Source organism: Hymenobacter norwichensis DSM 15439, assembly GCF_000420705.1.
Classification (GTDB): Bacteria; Bacteroidota; Bacteroidia; order Cytophagales; family Hymenobacteraceae; genus Hymenobacter; species Hymenobacter norwichensis.
Window position 1 is genome coordinate 131,778 of sequence record NZ_ATVL01000007.1, and the last position, 20,456, is coordinate 152,233.

10 protein-coding genes are annotated in these 20,456 nt (G+C 56.6%); 3 read left to right on the forward strand and 7 right to left on the reverse strand.

Annotation, left to right across the window (positions count from 1 at the left end; translation table 11 throughout):
- Positions 1-24: 24 nt before the first annotated feature.
- On the reverse strand, positions 25-273 hold the full coding sequence (locus tag G536_RS0106715; RefSeq protein ID WP_022822816.1) for a hypothetical protein: 249 nt from the start codon (positions 271-273) through the stop codon (positions 25-27).
- Positions 274-1,069: 796 nt separating this feature from the next.
- On the opposite strand from G536_RS0106715, the gene gyrB reads away from it, so the two are divergent.
- Positions 1,070-3,052 (forward strand): DNA topoisomerase (ATP-hydrolyzing) subunit B, encoded by a 1,983-nt coding sequence (gene gyrB, locus G536_RS0106720; RefSeq protein WP_022822817.1) that lies wholly within the window; start codon positions 1,070-1,072, stop codon positions 3,050-3,052.
- Positions 3,053-3,286: 234 nt separating this feature from the next.
- Complete coding sequence (ppk1, locus tag G536_RS26615) at positions 3,287-5,620, forward strand: polyphosphate kinase 1 (protein ID WP_022822818.1); 2,334 nt, start codon at positions 3,287-3,289, stop codon at positions 5,618-5,620.
- 97 nt (positions 5,621-5,717) lie between these two features.
- Here the strand turns inward: ppk1 and G536_RS0106730 are convergent, their stop codons facing one another.
- From G536_RS0106730 to topA, 6 genes are all read right to left on the reverse strand, one after another.
- Positions 5,718-6,716, reverse strand: coding sequence for a Ppx/GppA phosphatase family protein (locus tag G536_RS0106730; protein ID WP_022822819.1), 999 nt, complete (start codon positions 6,714-6,716; stop codon positions 5,718-5,720).
- Between the two features lie 150 nt (positions 6,717-6,866).
- Positions 6,867-10,598 carry a hypothetical protein gene (locus G536_RS0106735; protein ID WP_157530460.1) on the reverse strand — a complete coding sequence of 1,244 codons (3,732 nt, stop codon included), beginning with the start codon at positions 10,596-10,598 and terminating at the stop codon, positions 6,867-6,869.
- A 97-nt stretch (positions 10,599-10,695) separates the two neighbouring features.
- Complete coding sequence (locus tag G536_RS0106740) at positions 10,696-11,232, reverse strand: metal-dependent hydrolase (RefSeq protein ID WP_022822821.1); 537 nt, start codon at positions 11,230-11,232, stop codon at positions 10,696-10,698.
- Positions 11,233-11,257: 25 nt separating this feature from the next.
- Positions 11,258-11,956, reverse strand: a complete 699-nt coding sequence (locus G536_RS0106745; RefSeq protein ID WP_022822822.1) for an SIR2 family NAD-dependent protein deacylase — start codon at positions 11,954-11,956, stop codon at positions 11,258-11,260.
- A 107-nt stretch (positions 11,957-12,063) separates the two neighbouring features.
- The gene (locus tag G536_RS0106750) at positions 12,064-12,879 is read right to left on the reverse strand and encodes a DUF4846 domain-containing protein (protein ID WP_022822823.1); all 816 of its coding nucleotides are present in this window, start codon (positions 12,877-12,879) and stop codon (positions 12,064-12,066) included.
- A gap of 248 nt (positions 12,880-13,127) precedes the next feature.
- Entirely contained in the window at positions 13,128-15,632 is a 2,505-nt protein-coding gene (gene topA, locus G536_RS0106755; RefSeq protein WP_022822824.1) for a type I DNA topoisomerase, read from the reverse strand.
- A 350-nt stretch (positions 15,633-15,982) separates the two neighbouring features.
- On the opposite strand from topA, the gene G536_RS26620 reads away from it, so the two are divergent.
- Positions 15,983-20,383 (forward strand): HAMP domain-containing protein, encoded by a 4,401-nt coding sequence (locus G536_RS26620; RefSeq protein ID WP_245575767.1) that lies wholly within the window; start codon positions 15,983-15,985, stop codon positions 20,381-20,383.
- Positions 20,384-20,456: the final 73 nt, after the last annotated feature.

Genomic DNA, 20,456 nt, shown 5'->3' on the forward strand with positions numbered 1-20,456 from the left:
GCTATTGCTATCCTGAATACATGCTCAATAATTGGCTGCTTGTGCCTGTATAGTGTATAACTCTAGGCAGGTATCAGAAGCAAAAGCGTAGTAAGAAGGCCAGCGCAGGCACTCTTGCTCCAGCCATAGCTCACAATAGAATACTCCCAAATCATATAGCTCAATGCTATAGTTTTCGTGCCAGCGTTGGGCAATCAACTGGCCATGAAAGCGCACAAATTGGTCTTGCTGACTGTAAGCCAGCGTTTGGAACTGCGAGTACGAAAGCAACATGGGAATTGGTGGGGAGTAGCGGGAGCAGGGCAGAACGAGAAGATACAAGTAGCGCATAACATGTTGAAGCATAGTATCTCGAACGGCAGACAAGTGTAGCAGGCAAAAGGTTACTTCTAGTAGAAATATTACTTATTCTTTTTATAGCATTTGGTAGAACTCACTAAGTGAGGCGGCGACGAAATAATAAGTTGTCTTATTTCAGAGAAGCCTTTGTATGCAAGAGCATGTCTATAAGCATAGTAGTGTCACCTCTCATGCTTAGGTTATGTTATACTTGCTTGTCGGCGCGTTTTGGGTACTATTGCTGCTGTTCATCTTTGTGTTGCTAATCGGACAGCGTCGCCAGCGTTGGTAAAGCCCGAAAACGGTAGACGTAATCTGTGGGGCTGTCGCAATGCATTCCACTTCACGGCTTAGATATATGTCAGTTGGATCCCTAACTAGACTAGTCGCTCAGCTAGTGCTGGAGCAGAAGGCGGTACAGCAGCAAGCTATACTCGTGTAAGAGTCCGTGCAACAAGCGTTGAATTTTACTTGTCAATTGCACTGAAGGGCAATACTGCACAGAGGTAGGGCTGGCAGCGAGTTGTATGGGAATAAGCTTCCTAGAATTAGGTGGAAACGCTAAAGTAAAAGCTTGATTTTTAGTCCAAAAAACGAACCTCTTCACGCCTGAAACAATACCCGGTTTTTGTGAGGTTTTGGAGAGGATGATTTGGGTAAAAGCTGGCAAAAACGCGGAAAAATCGGTACTTTTGTAGGATAGCACAACCGCTAAATCTACGCCCGAAACATGAGCGAAACGAAAGAGAAAATAGCCGCCGAAGAACAGTACTCTGCCGATAGCATTCAGGTACTGGAAGGATTGGAAGCTGTGCGCAAGCGCCCTTCCATGTACATCGGCGACACCGGTGTAAAAGGCCTGCACCACTTGGTGTGGGAAGTAGTAGACAACTCTATTGACGAGGCCTTGGCTGGGCAGTGCGACCATATTGAGGTCTATATTCACCCCGGCAATGCCATATCCGTGCAAGACAACGGCCGCGGTATTCCCGTGGGTATCAACCAGAAATTTGGCAAATCAGCCCTCGAAATTGCTTTGACCATGCTCCACGCAGGCGGCAAATTCGATAAGAACAGCTATAAAACCTCCGGTGGTCTGCATGGTGTGGGCGTGTCCTGCGTGAATGCACTCAGTACCCATACCCATGTAACCGTCAAGCGCGACGGCCACATCTACGAGCAGGAATACGTAATCGGAATTCCGCAGTACGACGTGCGCCAGGTAGGCGACACCACGGAGCGCGGCACGCGGGTTATGTTCCAGCCCGACGCCACCATCTTCGATGAAACCACCGAGTATTCCTTCGAGCGAATTGCGAGCCGCTTGCGTGAGCTGTCGTATCTGAACCGGGGGGTGCGCATCCTGCTCACCGATTTGCGTGAGGCCGACGAGAACGGGGAAGGTGCCGTAAGCGAGGAGTTTTTCTCGGAAGGGGGCCTGGCCGAGTACGTGCAGTACCTCGACAACAGCCGCACCGTGCTGATGACCAAGCCGGTGTATGTGGCTACGGAGCGCGGTATTCCGGTGGAAGTGGCCTTCCAGTACAATGATTCGTACCAGGAGCACATCTTCTCCTACGTCAACAACATCAACACCCACGAGGGGGGTACGCACGTAGCGGGCTTCCGCTCGGCTATTACGCGCGTGCTGAAAGCCTACGCCGAGAAATCGGGGGAAGTGGCCAAAGCCAAGGTAGAAATTCAGGGCGACGACTTCCGCGAAGGCCTCACCGCCATCATTTCGGTGAAGGTGCAGGAGCCGAAGTTTGAAGGCCAGACCAAAGGCAAACTGGGCAACTCCGAAGTGAGCGGCGCCGTGAACCAGGTGGTAGGCGAAATCCTGAACCAGTACCTGGAGGAAAACCCCAAGGAAGCCCGCGTCATCGTGGACAAGGTGATTCTGGCCGCCAAAGCCCGCGTAGCCGCCAAGAAAGCCCGCGAAATGGTGCAGCGCAAGTCGGTGCTGGGTTCCAACTCCTTGCCCGGCAAGCTGGCCGACTGCTCGGAATCGGACCCCTCTATCTGCGAGTTGTATCTAGTGGAAGGTGACTCTGCTGGTGGTACTGCCAAACAGGGCCGTAACCGCGCATTTCAGGCTATTCTACCGTTGCGGGGTAAGATTCTGAACGTGGAGAAGGCGCAGGAGCACCGCATCTACGAAAACGAGGAAATCCGGAACATGATTACCGCCCTCGGCGTGAGCTTCGAAACCCGAACCGACGACGAAGATGGTAGCAGCAGCCGCTTCCTAAACCTGGACAAACTGCGTTACCACAAGGTCATCATCATGACCGACGCCGACATCGACGGCTCGCACATCCGGACGTTGATTTTGACGTTCTTCTTCCGCTATATGCGTGAACTGGTTGACAAAGGCTACATCTACATTGCCCTGCCGCCGTTGTATTTGGTGAAGCGTGGCAAAGAGGAGCGTTACTGCTGGACCGAAACCGAGCGTCAGCAAGCCCAGGACGAAATGGGCCGCGGCAAGCCGGAAACCGTGAACGTACAGCGTTATAAGGGACTAGGCGAGATGAACGCCGAGCAGCTCTGGACTACCACCATGCAGCCCATGACCCGCTCCCTGAAGCGCGTGGACGTGGAATCGGCCGCCGAAGCCGACCACTTGTTCTCGATGCTGATGGGCGACGAGGTACCGCCTCGCCGCGACTTCATTGAGAAGAACGCCAAATACGCCAAGCTGGACGTCTAGCTTTTGCATTGGTTGCAACAAAAAAGCCCGCGTATAGCGGGCTTTTTTGTTTGGGTTGATTCAATATACTTAGCAGCTAGTGTGGCATAATGTGTCATTTCTGAATGACAGGAGCATTATCTTTTGATGTTTAATTCAGCCTGAACCACGTTAAGCCACTATCTTGCCCATCTACTGCCACCCATTGCCTAAATCAGCGTAAGCCGGCTTATCAGCGCTTTCCTGCCTTGCCCTATGAAACTCTTCAAATCTGCCGACCTCATCCGTAAAAGCAAGTACATCAGCCGCGACTTAAGCTGGCTGCGCTTCAATTACCGCGTCCTCGACCAGGCCAAAGACCCCGGCCGGACGCTGTTTGACCGGATGCGGTTCCTGAGTATCACTTCGTCGAACCTCGACGAGTTTTTCATGATTCGAGTGGGGTCGTTGTACAACTACCTCGACTACGGCAAGGAGCGGGTAGATTACTCGGGGCTGCGGGAGATGCCATTTCGGCGCAAGCTACTCGATTTCGCGCACCGCTTTGTGAATGACCAGTCGATGACCTACCTCAATGAGCTGAAGCCGCTGTTCGAGAAGAATGGCTTCAATATATTGAAGGTGAGTGATTTGACGGAAGTAGAGCTGAAGAAGGTAGATGGCTATTTCAAGAATACCATCTTCCCACTGCTTACGCCCATGGTTTACGACTCGTACCATGGTTTCCCGCTGATGGTCAACCAGATGCTGGTGCTAGGTGTGGTAACGCGCACCGGCACCGGCGACTTGGAAACGGAGAAAGGGCAGGAGCGCATCACGTTCGTGCAGATTCCGCAGAACCTGTCGCGCTTCTTTGAACTGAGCCGCAAAGACAAGGTGATGTTCGTGCCCATCGAGGACATTGTGCGCGAAAACCTGCCGAAACTGTTCCGCAACGTCAGCATCGAGTCGGCCAACCTGTTCCGCATCACTCGCAACGGCGACTTCACGCTGGAAGAATCAGAGGACATCGATACCGATTTTATCAAGGAGCTTCAGCAAGGGCTGAAAACGCGCAAGCGGGGCCGGGTTGTACGGCTGGAAGTGGAGCCTGATGCCTCGCCGCTGCTGATGGCGGTGCTGAAAGAACGGTGGAAGATTGATAACGGCAATGTGTTTGTCATCAGCTCGCTGGTGGACCTGAAAGGACTGTTACAAATCCTGAAACACCCGAATTTCCGGGGTAGGGGGTCTAAGTTGCCTTCGCCGGTAGCGCCGTTGAGCTTACCTGAAGGCGCCGACGAAAACCTGTTTGAGTACCTCAAGCACCACGACGTGCTGCTGCACCACCCCTATAACAGCATTGAGCCGATGGTGCGGTTACTGGAACAGGCTGCCGAAGACCCGCAGGTGCTGGGTATCAAGCAAACTATCTACCGTCTAGCCGAAGACTCGCGCGTATCAGCGGCGCTACTGAAGGCGGCGGAAAACGGTAAGCACGTATCGGTACTGTTTGAAATCAAGGCCCGATTCGATGAGGAGCGCAATATTAGGGAGGGCGCGCGGCTGGAAAAAGCGGGGTGCTTTGTCATCTACGGGGTGAGCAAGTACAAGACGCACACCAAAATGCTCATGATTATCCGTAAGGAGGGAGAGAAGGTGACGCGCTACGTGCACATCGGCTCAGGCAACTACAACGAGCAAACTAGCAAGCTCTACACCGACGTGAGCATGCTCACCACCAACGACGTGTACGGCCACGACGTGTCAGAATTCTTCAACGTCATCACCGGCCACTCGCAGCCTGACGACTACGAGTACCTGATTACGGCGCCCAAAGACATGCGTCAGCAACTCATCCACCTGATTCGGGAGGAAGTGCGCAACGCTAAAAAGGGCTTGCCGAGCGGCATCGTCATGAAAATGAACTCCCTGGAAGACAAGGAGATGATTGATGAGGTTTATCGGGCTTCCAAGGCGGGCGTACCCATCCGCTTTATTGTGCGCGGCATTTGCTGCCTGCGGCCGGGCCGGCCTGGCTTGAGTGAAAACATAGAAGTGCGCAGCATTGTGGGCGACCTGCTGGAGCACTCCCGGCTGTTCTACTTCCACCAAACCGGCCAGCCCAAAGTGTACGCCGGCTCCGCCGACGTGATGGTGCGCTCCTTTGACCGGCGTATTGAGGCGCTGTTTCTGATTGTGAATCCGCAGCTGAAGCGTGAGGCCATCAGCATTTTGATGCTCAACTTGCTGGACAATCAGAACGCCTACATTATGCGGGAGGATGGTGCCTACATCCGCCGGCAACCCACGCCCGACGAACCCATTGTGAACGTACACAGAGACTTCTACCGCCGCGACGAAGAGCGTCTGGCCGCTGCCACGCCCGAAAAGCTACTAACGCTATTAAGCAAGCAAACCTCTCGAAGCGAAGTGTCCGATGTGCCCGTTGTAGATGACGACCAAGGCAGAACGGATATTGGCAGTGAAGTTCCTGGCAGTGAGCTGGATGCTACCACTAATGAAGCCGCAGAAGGAGAAGAGCAGTTTGCTTACCCAGTTGCCGTTATCGAGAAATATGAGGGCGAAGCCAGCCTGCCTAACGTGTAAAAAGCCAGCCGACTACTAAAAAAGCAGGTAAATAAAGTGGGGAGTAAAGGCCAAACTCATTGGTCCTTACTCCCCACTTTATTTACCTAGTGCGCTGCTATTCTATTTCTGTTGGGCGGCTTTGCGGGGTCGGAAAAGGCACCGTGAGCGAGTGGTCTTCGCGGGCTCGGATTTCGTCGAAATGCTCTTCGAACAACGTTTGGAGCATGCCGTCTTTCAACCCAATATCGGGCACAATCATCTGGTGCACGTTGGCCCATTCCATAGCCGACAGGTAGATGTGGCCAGCCGGCACAATGACGTCGGCGCGGTCAGGGTTGAGCATAGCCACGTTCACCCGCTCATCCATGCTCATGCTGGTCAGATTGTGCAGTACGGTGGCAATGCGGCGGCGCGTCACTGATTTATCGAGTTGCTGCGGCTGCGCAATGCTGTAGAGCTTGTTGATGTTGCCACCCGTACCGATAGCGCGCGTTACGTGGTAGCGGCGGGCGTTTTCCTTCACCCATTCCTCCATACGCTGCCACAGGTCGTTCTGAGCTTCGGTGGAAGCTAGGCCACTCTCTTCCTGTTGCATCCGCCGAATCGAGCCGATTTCAAACGACTGTGAAGCTACTTTGCGCCGGTCGTGGTAGATATTGAACTCGGTACTGCCACCGCCTACGTCAATGTGCAGGTAGTGCTTTTTGTCTTCCAGCAAATGCTCGATGACGCGGTTGATGTAGGCGGCCTCGTCCTGGCCGTCAATCACCAGCACTTTCATACCCAACTCCCGCTCGATGCGGGCTGCCACTTCGGCGCCGTTGGCCGCGGTGCGCATTGCCGACGTAGCGCAGATTAAGTAGTGGTTAGGCGCCACATCGTGCACCTCCATCAGCAGCTTAAGAGCATGCAGAAACTTGATGAACTTCTCCTGCTTTTTGTCGGAGATGGTGCCGGTGGCAAATACGTCTTCGCCCAGCCGGAGGGGGTAGCGCACATATTCCACCCGTTTGAGGCGGTACCGGTCGCCGTAGTGGAGCACTGCTGAAATCTGGCAACGAACGGCATTGGAGCCTATATCAATAGCGGCCAGTTTCAGTAGCGGATACTCCATCAGGAAAGCAGGTAAAGTTGAAATTTCGGCCAAATATAGCCGTTTGCGGAGACTGGACTAGCTTTTAATCAGAAACTGCCTCAATAGAACTGCCTCTCCACCAAGCATAGCCATCAAACTCGCCCGGCAGAGGGGCCCGCTAAACATTGGCTAGTTATCGATCCGGAAGCCCACGCCAAACCGAATCAGGCCGTTTTCCGGCGACTGTTGATAAGAAAAGGACAGGGCATATTGGTCGGAAACAGGGGCCAAGTAGAAGCCTGCACCGTAGCCCTCGTGCCAGCCGCCCGGCGACGAGCCTTTGTAGTACACCCGGCCCCGGTCGTAGAACCCAAATACACCGTAAGAGAAGGGCAGAAACGCCTTTTGCACGCGGCCCAGTGCCAGGCGCAGCTCTGTATTGAGGTAGAGGCTGGCGTCACCGGTGAAGCGGTTGCGGTAGTAGCCACGCAGGCTTTCGTTGAGGCCCAGGCTGGTGAATTTGTAGAACGGTATTTCGTCGTCGGCACCGTAGTTTTTGCCGCCGCCGCCTTTCACCACTAGCGTAACCGGAATGCCCAGGCGGGCCGTGCCATAGTACTCAGCAAACCCCTGCGTGAGTCCAAACAGCTCCTGGCCCTGATTGAGCTGATAGTACGTGTTGTGGCGAGCCACCAAGCGCACTCCCCGCCGCGCAAAATTCTGCCGGTCGCGCAAATCAAGATCGAACAATCCGTTCAGGCCTAATAGCTGCTGCTTGCTGGTGTTAGGGCGCCGGTCGTCGTTGCCAGGCAATTGGCCACCCAGCAACTCACCCAGGTAGCTGTTGCCCGCAAAATCCGACGTGTATTGCTCGAACGACGGCCCCACGCGCAGTACGCTACGCCGCAGGAAAACCCGCTCGGTAAACACGTTGATGGTGTAGCCCTTGTAACGGGCACGGTAATAGTTGTTGTCGAACCGGGCTTCGTCTTTTTGGGTATCGTTGCCGAGGCCGAAAAAGTTGTAGAACGGGAAATAAGCGCCGTAATCTACGGCCGCGCCTACGTCCCAGCGCCCGAAGGCATAGCGGTAGCGCGAGGCCAGCCCCACCTGAAAGTTGCCGCCCGTAGAGCCACGTAGGTTGAACGTGTAGAGGTTACGGTAACCCGGTTTGCGGAAGCCCTGGCGGTTGAAGTTGATGCCCACACCTGCTCCAAAGCCGTCGTTGCGGTTGTAGATTAATGTGGCGCTTGGGGTGTAGCCGTTGTACTGGAACGATTCCCGGTCGTAGCGGTTCACATCGGGGCGCAAAGACGTGCGGTTGTCACTTTCGGGGCCGAGTTGGAGCTGAGTATCGGGTACGTCGTAGATTTTGGTGAGAGCCCGCAAGCCACCAGCGCGGGAATTATCGGTGATTTGGTCTTTGCCTTCGCCCCCAATAACGCGTACCAGTACGCTCTTGCCGGCCGTGCCCGTCACGTTGAACACGTCTTTGCCATCGAGCCCGTACAAACAGATTTCCTCGGTTTCGTCGCGCTTGAATGTGCGCTCAAATAGCGGCTCTCCTTTGGCGGTGCCTTCCTCTTTGTCTTTCTTGAACATCTGCACCCGCACGTTGCCGTCGGCCAAGCGGGTCACTTCAAATACCTCGTTCTTATTGGAGCCCACCACGTCTACCCGCTTGGCCAGCATCAGGTAATACTCATCAAGTACTTTGGGCAGTTCCTGAATACGAGCCTTAAGCTTGCGGTTCAGGTCGTTGCCCGACAGCGGCATTAGTTCCGGTGGAAGCTGAGCGGTGGCTTCGTCAATGGCGGCCGGCGTGATGCGCGCCTGTACGTAGCGCCCGATTTCCTGCCACTGTTCCCGCGTCAGGCTTTGCAGCAGGAACCGGTCCAGGTCTTTGGCAGGCCAGTTCAGGCTTTTGAGGTCGTGGAATTCCGTTTGAAAGTCCTCGATACTGCCCACCGCCCATTCACGGTTGGCCAGATAAGTCAGCAGGCCGTTCCAAAGGGTGAAGGCCTGGTCCCGGTCGCGCGGAATGGGTTTATAGATGGTTTTCTTGCCCTGCTTGTAACCGGCCCATTTCCAGTTGTCTTCGTGCTTGCCAAAGTCGGCGACCAGCATATCGAAGGCGCGGGCCCGCCCAAAAGCCTCTGCGTCGATGCGGTTGTCGTTATCCTTGTAGAGCTGGCGAAAGAAACTGAACGAGCGGCGCACCTCATCGGCTCCCCCGAAACCGGGTAAGTTGGGCTTGGGGTCTTTGGGGCTGTCTTCGAGCGTACCCAGCATGCCAGCATAATCGGCGCGGTAGGCCCCCAGTTGGTTGTTGTCGGGTAGGGCAAACAGGCGTGGCCGGGCGTGCAGAATATCGGTTTTATCGAGCATCGAGCTGATAACCAACGCTGAATACGGATGCGCCGTGGGTGTAATACCGCGCAGCACGTCGGCGGCCACCGAGTTTTGCAGTTCCGGCGGCAGAATCTTGGTTACGTCCTTGTCAACCGAACGAAACACGTATTCCGACGAATCGGCGGCAATAACCTTGAGCGAGGTGGTCTGGCGTCCGCCGCCGCGTCCAAACGGCCGGAGCCCGCCATTCTCGGTGGCGAGATTAAGCGTGCGCACCCGCACCGGCTGGGTCCAGGAGGTGCGGTACACTGGCCCTAAAAAAAACCGCGAAGAAGCTGAACCGCCATACTGCGGCCCGGCCGCTACCGTTTGGGTCGGCTGAAAAGGCGCATCGGGCTTGAACTCGGCCACGCCTTTCGGGGCCGAAGGACATTCGGGAATAAAGCTGTTGACGGGTACGCCCGCCAGCCGTGGCTGCTGGCACGCCGACTGAAACAGTGTACCTGCATACGACTCCTGCGCCGTAGTACCCGCAGCATCGAACGTGTAAAAATGGGCCTTTACAGTGCCATCGGCAAAATATTCGAGCTTGGAAAAGCCTTCTTCCGACTTGTTGTATAAAGCATCCCCGCCGGCTCCTACGTGCTGTTTCTCAGCAAAGGAGCCCGATACGAGGTGGTAGTTGTCGTCGCGGCGGTTGAGTTGCAGGCTGTAGTCGTGGGCGGCGGCGTACACGGCACCGGGATGGTCGCGCAGGGTGTTGAGTAGCTCTTTGCTGAACTCCTGGTATGCCGGATTAGCTAGGTCGCGCGGGGTGCCCACGTTCTGGCGGTAGGCAGCGTATATCGTGCCGAATACGGGCGGCAGTAGGTGGCGGCTTAGGGGCTGCTTGCCACCATACACGCCGTTGCTGATAACCGGCTGATGCCCGAGCAGCAGCACGTTCTTGTCTTTAGTGTCGTCGAGCAGGTCTTGCAACTGCTCCCGGAACTCCTGCTGCGTCAGGGTTTTGCAGTCGGTATCGGGCGCTTCGGGGCGGTGAAAGGGGTGGGTAAACCACGGCGAGTTGAGGGCGACCAAGCGCACGTTGGGTGCCACATCCACCACTTCGGGGCCAGGGCAGCCGCCGGTGGGCACAAACGCATTCTGGCCCGGCAGGCGCTTCTCGATGTAGTCTTCCAGCCGCCGCACACGCTTGAGCCCGTCGCGGCCGGAATTGGCCCAGTCCCGGTCGCCGGGCACAAAGTAGATTTTGCCGTTAGGGAGCCCTTGCACCAGCGCCAGCAAAGCATCCACGCGGGCTGTTTCGTTGCCGCGGGTGGAGTCGTTTTTGGTGCCCATGCCTTGCGGACCCACAATATCACCTAGGTGCACTACTGTAAACGTACCGGGCTGGGCTTCTAGGCTCTTGCGCAGCGCTTGCAGGTGTGCGGTGGGCAGGTCGGCGGTGGCCGTGTTGCCGAGTAGGTAAACGGTGTGCGTGGCGGGGGAAGGAGTTTGCGCCAGCAGGGGAGAAGCAGTGGTCAGGCCAAGCGCGGCCAGCAACAAGCAGCGGAAAGGTGAGGGCATAAAGAACGAGTTATTGGCCGGCGAGACCGGAATTGAGAGCAAGATTAATTTAAAATTAATCCTGTCATTTCCCCTAACCGGCTTTCTTCAATAAAGGTTAGGCCCGGCGCAGCCAACTCCGTTTAACTAGTAAGACAAGCAGACACGGCAACCCCACCCACAAGGCCTCACTGCCGAGTACCCGGACGCCTTTTTCGCCCAGAAAATTCCTGATTCCGATGGGCGAAACCTGAATGGGGCGGAGCGAAAAAAAGTAGCGTTGCTGGTCGAAAGGACTGAAAAAGGCTACGCCCAGTCCGCCAGTAGTCATGGCGTCGAGCACGCCGTGTGAGGCCGTAGCCAAAAATAGTAATGTCCATAGCCGTGCGACCGGTGGCATAGCGTTGCTTCGGCGCAGCCCTGCCAAGCCGGTAATAACAGAGGCCACTACCGCCGCCGCCAGCACCGAATGGGTGAGGCCCCGGTGCCCCCACGAGCTGGCGTAGGCTATGTGAAATTTAAAACCAATAACGTCGGCATCGGGCAGAAACGCGCAGGCAGCTGCTACCAGCCACCAGCACCAGTGATGCCGCTCCGGCAGCAGCACCGCGCCCAGGGTGGTGCCCAGCAGCATGTGTCCGAATACAGAAGCCATGGCGTTGGAATTATATGTTGTTAGGCTACAAGGCTCGAATAAGCTCGACTGCTACGTTTGGTACACCTAGGCTGGCGGGCTCCGTGATGAAGTGCAGGTTGGGCCGGTGCACCAGTGGCGGCTGGTGCGGGTCGATGACGTAGATGGGGCAGTTGGTGGGGGCGTAGTGCACCAAGTTGGCGGCCGGATACACTTGCAGCGACGTGCCTACCACCAGAAAAATATCGGCCGTGGCGGCCTCGTCTGCGGCCACTTCCATCAGCGGCACCTGCTCCCCAAACCACACGATATTCGGGCGCAACTGGTGGCCTTTCTCGCACAAGTCGCCCAGTTCAATCCGGTCGGACGTCATGGGGTACACCAAGTCTTCGTACGCTGTGCTGCGCGACTCAAACAGCTTGCCGTGCAAGTGCATAACGTTGGATGAACCGGCCCGCTCGTGCAAATCGTCCACGTTCTGTGTAATGATAACCACGTCGAAATCCTGCTCCAGCGCCACTAGCGCCAAATGGCCCGAATTAGGTTGCGCTGCCCGTGCCGCCGCCCGCCGCTGGTTATAAAAATCGAGCACCAGTTCGGGGTTGCGGGCCCAGCCTTCCGGCGAAGCCACATCTTCCACCCGGTGTCCTTCCCACAATCCATCGGAGCCTCGGAAAGTGGCTAGGCCGCTTTCGGCGCTGATGCCCGCCCCGGTGAGGGCTACTATCTTTTTTCTGCCAGCCATATATTTCCTTGCTTGTTGATTGAAGCCAGACTAGTTAAAGTGCTTTGGAAGCTATGAACAAGCAATAAAGCAACAAATAAGGAAAGCCAGCGGCGAGCGGCTGGCCATCAATTGAACCGCCGCAGCTGCTCTCGGCCAAACGTCCATTCAGGCGTATCGAACCGCGCTTCGGCCGGATTTACGGCGAACCATACCCCGCCCGCTGCCGCCGGGTCGCGCAGCACATGAATCTGCTGGGCGGGCATGTAGCTTTGGGCCAGTAGCACGTACCGCTGGCCGGTGGCAGGCAGTTCGGCTACATCCAGCACCAGCACGGCGTGGCCCGGCGAGCCGCCCCGAATGAATACGTCGCCGGGCTGCACGCCGGTTAGCGGCGTTGGGGCCAGCTCCCGCTCCAGCGAAAGGGTGCCGGCATACGTGAAAATCTGGTCGAGGTAGCGGCGGAAAACGTCGTGTGTGGGTTGTTCTATGGCTTTGGGTGCTGCCACTACCGCGTTGCCGCTCGCCCGGAAGCCCTGGCCCCCATACCAGTCCACAAACCGGATATCGTCGCCGCTGGTCAAATGGAAATGCACTTGGTCGAGGTTTCGAGAAAACTCGTACTCACCACGCAGCCGGATTACGGCATCGGCGCACTGCTGCAAATCCCGGCTGCCCACGTCGATGTTCACAACCGCCGCGTGTACGGTTTGCGGGGTTTTTAGCTGGCCGTTGTGTAGGTGCACTGCCGTACCGGCGGGCAGCAACGGCAGGTAGCGCAGCCATTGTCCGAAGGAGCCCTGCGCCACCGCCACCCGCCGACAGCCCGGTGGTGGCGCAAACCGTGCGGCCAGACTTTGTTTCGCGTTGTAAGCACCAACTGGCAGCCACGGATAGCGGTTGGTGATAGCAGCGGCACTCGCAACATTCTGTTGACCAATCATTGGCGCTTTTTGTGAGTTCGTTGACAACGCAACTTGACTGAACGCCATTAGAAGACTGCCTATAACAAGGAAATGGCGAAGCATAGGGATAGTAGCTATAAAAATTCCTAACGTTTCAAAAGCCGCATCAGGTATAGCTGCCGCCGGCCGTTTTGTATCTTTTTCGGCTTCAATATGCCTATAAAACCAAGCGGCCCACCGAATCAATTCGGTGGGCCGCTTGGTAATTCAAAACGAATGCCGGAAGGCTACTTAGCTTTGGCCGGAGCCTTTTTAGCGGCGGCTTTGGTGCCAGTGGCTTTCTTAGCAGCTGGTTTTTTAGCGGCGGGTTTTTTGGCAGCCGTCGGCTTCTTTTTTGCGGGCTTGTCGGCTGCTTCCTCGGTATCAGCAGCTGGAGCGGCTTTCTTAGCAAACCGGCCTCCTTTAGCAGGCTTGTCGGGGGTGGCGGCGGCCAGCTCCAGGCAACGTTCCAGCGTGAGGCCGGCTGGCTCTTCACCTTTCGGAATTTTTACGTTCTTCTTGCCTGCCACAATGTATGGCCCAAACCGGCCATTCAACACCTGGATGTCGGGGTTTTCGGGGAACTCCTTGATGAGGCGCTCGGCATCCGACTTGCGCTTGTTTTCAATCAGTTCCACTGCTTCCTGCGCAGTTATGGTGTGCGGGTCCTGCTCCTTAGTGAGGGAGTAGAACTTGCTGTCGTGGCGGATATACGGTCCAAATCGGCCCAGCGCCGCCGTCATCGACTTTTCTTCGAACTCACCTACAATGCGGGGTAGCTTGAAAAGGTCCAGCGCTTCTTCCAGCGTAATGTTCTCAATGAACTGGCCTTTTCGTAAGCTGGCGTACACTGCCTTCTCATCTTCTGGCGCACCTTCTTTCGGCTCGATCTGCACATAAGGACCATAGCGGCCGAGGCGAGCCGTTAGCTTCTGCCCGGTTTCGGGGTGAATGCCGATTACGCGGGTGCTGCCCAACGTACTCCGCTCAATGTCCTGGCCGCGCTCCACAGTCTCGTGGAAAGTGCTGTAAAAGCCTGCCAGCATATCGGTCCACTGCTCGTGGCCATTGGCAATCTGGTCGAACTCGTCTTCTACCTTGGCCGTGAACTGAAAATCCACGATGCTAGGGAAGTGTTCTACCAGGAAGTCGTTGACTACCATAGCGGTATCCGTCGGGAAGAGCTTGGCTTTGTCGGCCCCGAAGGTTTCGGTTTTCACTTCCGTTTTCACCTCACTGCCGTCCAGCGTCAGTACATGAAACTTACGCTCCTTGCCTTCACGCGAGTCCTTTTCCACGTAGCCACGCTTCTGAATGGTGCTGATGGTAGGCGCATAAGTGGAAGGACGGCCGATACCCATTTCTTCCAGTTTCTTCACCAGCGAAGCCTCAGTGTAGCGGGCCGGTGGCGACGCAAACCGCTCCAGGGCGCGCAACAACTGCAATGGCAACTGCTGGCCTACCGTGAGCGGCGGCAAACCGCGCGAAAACGAGGAGTCTGTGTTAGCCGTTTCATCCAGTTCTTCCTCGTCTTTGCTCTCGGCGTAGGCTTTCAGGAATCCCTCAAACGTAATTACCTCACCGGTAGCCGTTAAGGTCACACCGGGCTGGGTGCTAATGCCAATGGTAGCCACTGTGCGCTCAATCACGGCATCGGCCATTTGCGAGCCCATAGCCCGCTTCCGAATCAGGTCGTATAGACGCTGCTCCTGTGAGTCGGAGCCGGCTTTCACCAGGGCAAAATCGGTAGGGCGGATAGCTTCGTGCGCTTCTTGCGCCGAGGCAGACTTAGTTTTATACATCCGGGTCTGAGCGTACTCGGCTCCGTAAGCGCGGCTGATTTCCTCTTGAGCGGCGGCCAAGGCATCCTGCGAGAGGTTCACCGAGTCGGTCCGCATATAGCTGATTTTACCGGCTTCGTAAAGCTTCTGCGCCACACTCATGGTCTGTGCCACCGAGAAACCCAGCTTGCGCGAGGCTTCCTGTTGCAGGGTACTCGTGGTAAACGGCGGTGCGGGGCTACGCTTGCCAGGCTTTTTCTCTAGGTTTTCAATCCGATACTCTGCACCTACGCAACGGGCCAGAAAGGCCTCAGCTTCTTCTCGTGCCGTGAAGCGCTTAGGTAGCTCGGCTTCAAGCACTGCCCCGCGTCCGGCATCAAATCGAGCCGTTATGCGGTACGCCGACGAAACCTTGAACTGATTGATTTCCCGCTCCCGTTCCACCACAATGCGCACGGCTACGCTCTGCACGCGGCCCGCCGAAAGACCGGCTTTTACTTTCTTCCAAAGCACCGGGCTCAACTCAAAGCCCACCAACCGGTCGAGCACACGGCGCGCCTGCTGGGCGTTTACCAAGTTCAGGTCGATTTCGCGCGGGTTATCGATGGCCGTTAGGATGGCGCTCTTAGTGATTTCGCGGAATACGATGCGGCGGGTTTTATTGCTGCCACTCAGATTGAGCGTTTCCGCCAAGTGCCACGAAATAGCCTCGCCCTCCCGATCATCGTCACTCGCTAGCCACACCGTTTCCGCTTCCTTAGCCAGCTTCTTTAGCTGCGCGATTATCTCGCGCTTATCGGCCGATACCACATAGGTCGGCTTGAAGCCGTTGGCAATGTCAATGGCATTATTGTCTTTGGGCAAGTCGCGGACGTGACCAAATGAGCTCTTTACAATATAGTCCTTACCCAAATACCCTTCAATGGTCTTGGCTTTGGCGGGTGATTCGACGATGACTAAATTTTTAACCATTGGAGGGTAGTAGTGGCAGCAGTAGACAGCTAACTAAGAGAAAATGTACTTAGAAAACGAGACGGAGAGTGGGAAGTTGAATTTTGCCGCAAAGATGATGGAATAATCTCGTGTCCCACTGTGCGGCGCACAATAACTCTGCCACGCCTCCTTTGGTGATACGGCTTGATGGCAACAACGGATTAGTGAGAAGAGGTTCACGTAAATCTTTTCTTCCTGTTTTACCTATGCCATAATCCTGTGCGGCGAAACAACCGTATTCGTTACCTTTGCCAAGTAGGGATACGGCCCTTTTTGGCCGGTTCCCGTTTGCTTTGCCCACTTTCCACGGGCCTCGCTACTCCTTCTTTATGGCATCAGGTAAGACTACCACCCCCTCCATCCGTCGCGCCAAGCCCGCTGCTTCTGCCGCCTCCGCCGCTGAGCCTGAACAGATTACCGCCACCGCTGCCCTGCCTGAGGAGAATATCCGCAAGAGCGCAGCTAGCCGGAATAACCGCCGCGACCAAGCCGTGCAAAATCCGGAATATGTGAATGAGCAACTTAACCGCGTGCTTTTTGCGCTGGATGCTTTCAAAAAAGGCGACGTATCGGTGCGGCTCACCAAGCAAACCGACGACATCTTCGCTGAAATTGCCGAAGCCTATAACTCGATGGTGGAGATGATAGGCGGGGTAGGGGGCGAGGTGTCACGCATTTCGAAGGTGGCCGGGGTGGAAGGCAACCTGAAAGCCCGCGCCTCGGCCGACAACGCCGCCGGATTCTGGCGCGACATGATCAACAACATAAATGGCCTCGTAGATAGCATTGCCGTGCCGGTGTTGGAAGTGGGCAAAGTGCTCAAGAACATCAGCAAAGGTAACCTCGACGAAACCTTCCAGATTCCGGTTTCCGGCGACTTCAAGGTGATGGCCGAAACCATCAACAAGACCATCGACAACCTCAACCTGTTTGCCGGCGAAGTAACCCGCGTGGCGCAGGAAGTGGGTACCGAAGGCAAATTGGGCGGCCAGGCATCTGTGCCGAACGTCGGCGGGGTGTGGAAAGACCTGACCGACAACGTAAATACCATGGCCTCGAACCTGACGAGCCAGGTGCGCGACATTGCCAACGTGGCTACCGCCGTGGCTAAGGGCGACCTGAGCCAGAAAATGACCGTGGACGTGAAGGGCGAAGTGCTGGAGCTGAAGAACATCTTGAACCAGATGGTGGACTCGCTCAATATCTTCGGCGACGAGGTAACCCGCGTGGCCCTGGAGGTAGGTACCGAGGGCAAACTCGGCGGCCAGGCGGCGGTGCCTAACGTGCGCGGTACCTGGAAAGACCTGACCGACAACGTAAACTATATGGCTTCGAACCTGACGAGTCAGGTGCGCGACATTGCCAACGTAGCCAACGCCGTAGCCAAAGGCGACCTGACCCAGAAAATGACCGTGGACGTGCGCGGCGAGTTGCTGGACTTGAAGCAGAATCTGAACCAGATGGTGGACTCGCTGAACCTGTTTGCCGGCGAAGTAACCCGCGTGGCCCTGGAAGTAGGGACCGAAGGCAAGCTGGGTGGTCAGGCGTCCGTGCCGAATGTGGCTGGCGTCTGGAAAGACCTGACCGACAACGTGAACTTCATGGCCTCCAGCCTCACATTGCAGGTGCGCGACATTGCCAACGTAGCTACGGCCGTAGCCAAAGGTGACTTGAGCCAGAAAGTGACGGTGGAGTTGAAAGGCGAGCTGCTGGATTTGAAGCAGAACCTAAACCAGATGGTGGACTCGCTGAACCTGTTCGCTGGCGAAGTAACCCGCGTGGCCCTGGAAGTAGGCACCGAAGGCAAGCTCGGTGGCCAGGCGCTGGTACCGAACGTGGCTGGCGTCTGGAAAGACCTCACAGACAATGTGAACTTCATGGCTTCGAACCTGACCTCTCAGGTGCGGGATATTGCCAACGTGGCTACGGCCGTAGCCCGCGGCGACCTAAGCCAGAAGATGACGGTGGACGTGAAGGGCGAGATTCTGGAGCTCAAAAACATCCTGAACCAGATGGTGGACTCGCTCAACATCTTCGGCGACGAAGTAACCCGAGTAGCCCGCGAAGTAGGCACCGAAGGCAAGCTCGGCGGACAGGCCGCCGTGCCGCGTGTGTCGGGCACTTGGAAGGACCTGACGGACAACGTAAACTTCATGGCCTCGAACCTGACTTCTCAGGTGCGGGATATTGCCAACGTAGCTAGCGCGGTAGCCAAAGGCGACCTGACCCAGAAGATGACAGTGGATGTGAAGGGCGAGATATTCGACCTGAAGAACATCCTCAATCAGATGGTGGATTCGCTCAACATCTTTGCCGGCGAGGTAACCCGCGTGGCTCGCGAAGTAGGCACCGAAGGTATCCTAGGTGGTCAGGCCTCGGTACCCAACGTAAGCGGCACTTGGAAAGACCTGACGGACAACGTGAATACGATGGCCTCGAACCTGACTTCTCAGGTGCGGGATATTGCCAACGTAGCCACGGCCGTAGCTAAAGGTGACCTGAGCCAGAAAGTAACCGTGAACGTGCGCGGAGAGCTATTGCAGCTCAAAGAGAACCTGAACCAGATGGTGGACTCGCTGAATACGTTCGGCGACGAAGTAACCCGCGTAGCCCGCGAAGTAGGCACCGAAGGCAAGCTCGGTGGCCAAGCCGATGTGCCGAACGTGCGCGGCACCTGGAAAGACCTGACCGATAACGTTAACACGATGGCCGCCTCGCTCACCAGCCAAGTACGCGACATTGCCAACGTAACCACCGCCGTAGCCCGCGGCGACCTAAGCCAGAAGGTGTCGGTGGACGTGAAAGGCGAACTGCTCGACCTCAAGGACAACATCAACCGGATGGTGGACTCGCTCAACATTTTTGCTGGCGAGGTAACCCGCGTGGCGCAGGAAGTGGGCACGGAAGGTAAGCTCGGCGGCCAAGCTGATGTACCGAACGTAACCGGCGTGTGGAAAGACCTGACCGACAACGTAAACACGCTGGCCGCCAACCTCACCACCCAGGTACGTGGCATTGGTAAGGTAGTAACCGGCGTATCGCAGGGTGACCTGACCCAGAAGCTGACTTTAGACGCCAAAGGCGAAGTAGCGGACTTGGCCGACACCATCAACCGCATGGTGGACGACCTGAACCGTTTGGCGCAGGAAGTAAGCCGCGTGGCCAAAGTGGCCGGGGTGGAAGGCAAACTGACCGAACGGGCCAGCGTAGGCGGCGTGAGCGGTTCGTGGAAGGAAATCGTGGATACCCTCAACGACCTGCTTGAATCCATTGCCTCGCCAGTGCTGGAAGTAAGCCGCGTGGTGCGGGCCATATCGGAAGGCGACCTGACGCAGCAAGTGGAAATCCAGACGGCCGGCGACATTCAGGCCATGGCCGATGCGCTGAACCTGGCCGTTGACAACCTGAACGACTTGCTGGCTGAAATCAACGAGTCGTCGCAGGTGGTAGGCACCTCGTCGGAGGAAATGGCAGCGAAAGGGCAGGAGATGAGCCGGGTAACCGTTGACGTGGCCTTGGCCATGCAGCAAATGGCTGAAGGTGCGCAGAACCAAGCTCTCAAAACTGACCAAGCCTTCAAGCTGATTGAAGAAATCATGCAGGCCACCAAGGAAACGGCCGGCAAAGCCGATGTAGGCATCAAGGCGGCTATTCTCGGGGAGCAAACCTCACAGCTCGGCTTGAAAACAGTAGCCGAGGTGGTGAAGAATATGGAGGAAATTTCGGCGGCGGCAGCCCAAACGGCCCGCACCATCGAGGTTCTATCCAACCGTTCCCAGGATATCAGCAAGACCCTGGCCGTCATTACCGACATCGCCTCTCAAACCAACCTGCTGGCCCTGAACGCCGCTATTGAAGCTGCTCGGGCCGGCGAAGCGGGCCGCGGTTTTGCGGTGGTAGCCGAGGAAATCCGGAAACTGGCCGAAGGCTCCCGCCGCTCGGCTTCGGAAATCGGTACGCTGGTAGACGACGTGAAAAAGGACACGACCAGCGCTGCCACGGCTATTTCTACCATGGAAGGCCGGGTATTGAAAGGCAAAAATGCCACCTTCGAAGCCAGCTCGGCCTTCAAAAACATTGCCACTAGCTCCGGTGAAACCCTACGTACCTCGCGCGACATCCTCACGGCCACCGAGATTCAGAAAACCTCGATTGGCGACGTAGTAAAGTACGTGGAAGAAGTGGTAGCTATTGCCGAGCAAACTGCCACCGGCACGCAGCAAGTAGCCGGTACCGCCAAGCAGCTCTCGGGTTCGATGCAAGAGCTGACCGTATCCAGCCAGCGCCTCACCGACATTGCCGACGACCTACAACTGGGCTTGTCCAACTTCCAGTTGCTAGAGGAAATTGAACCCGAGCCGGAACCCGAGCCAGTACGTCCGCGTCGCTCGGCACGAAGGGCGGCGGCAACGCAACCGCCCGTGTCAACCACACCGGAGCGCGACCGGGCCAGTACCCGCCGCCAGAATGCCGCCATTGATGCCGCGCATGCCCAGGCCGTAGCCAGCCGGCCGTTGGTGGCCACGCGCCGCGGCGACGCCCGGCCCACGGCTGAGGCTCCGGCGCCCGTGCGCAAGCCTACCAACGCCGAGCAGAACGAAGCCCAGCGTAGCCGCAAAGCCAGCCGCCGCGCTGCCAGCGAGGCTAAAGCCGCCAATAATCCTGAAACAGAAGCCACGGCTTCAGGTGAGAAGCCTGCTAAAGCCCGCTCGAAAGCGAAAGCCAGGTAATGAAGAGGGCAGGGTATAGCAGTGCTATACCTTGCTCTTTCGTTCTTTCAGTTTTCACCTTTTGGTTTATCTC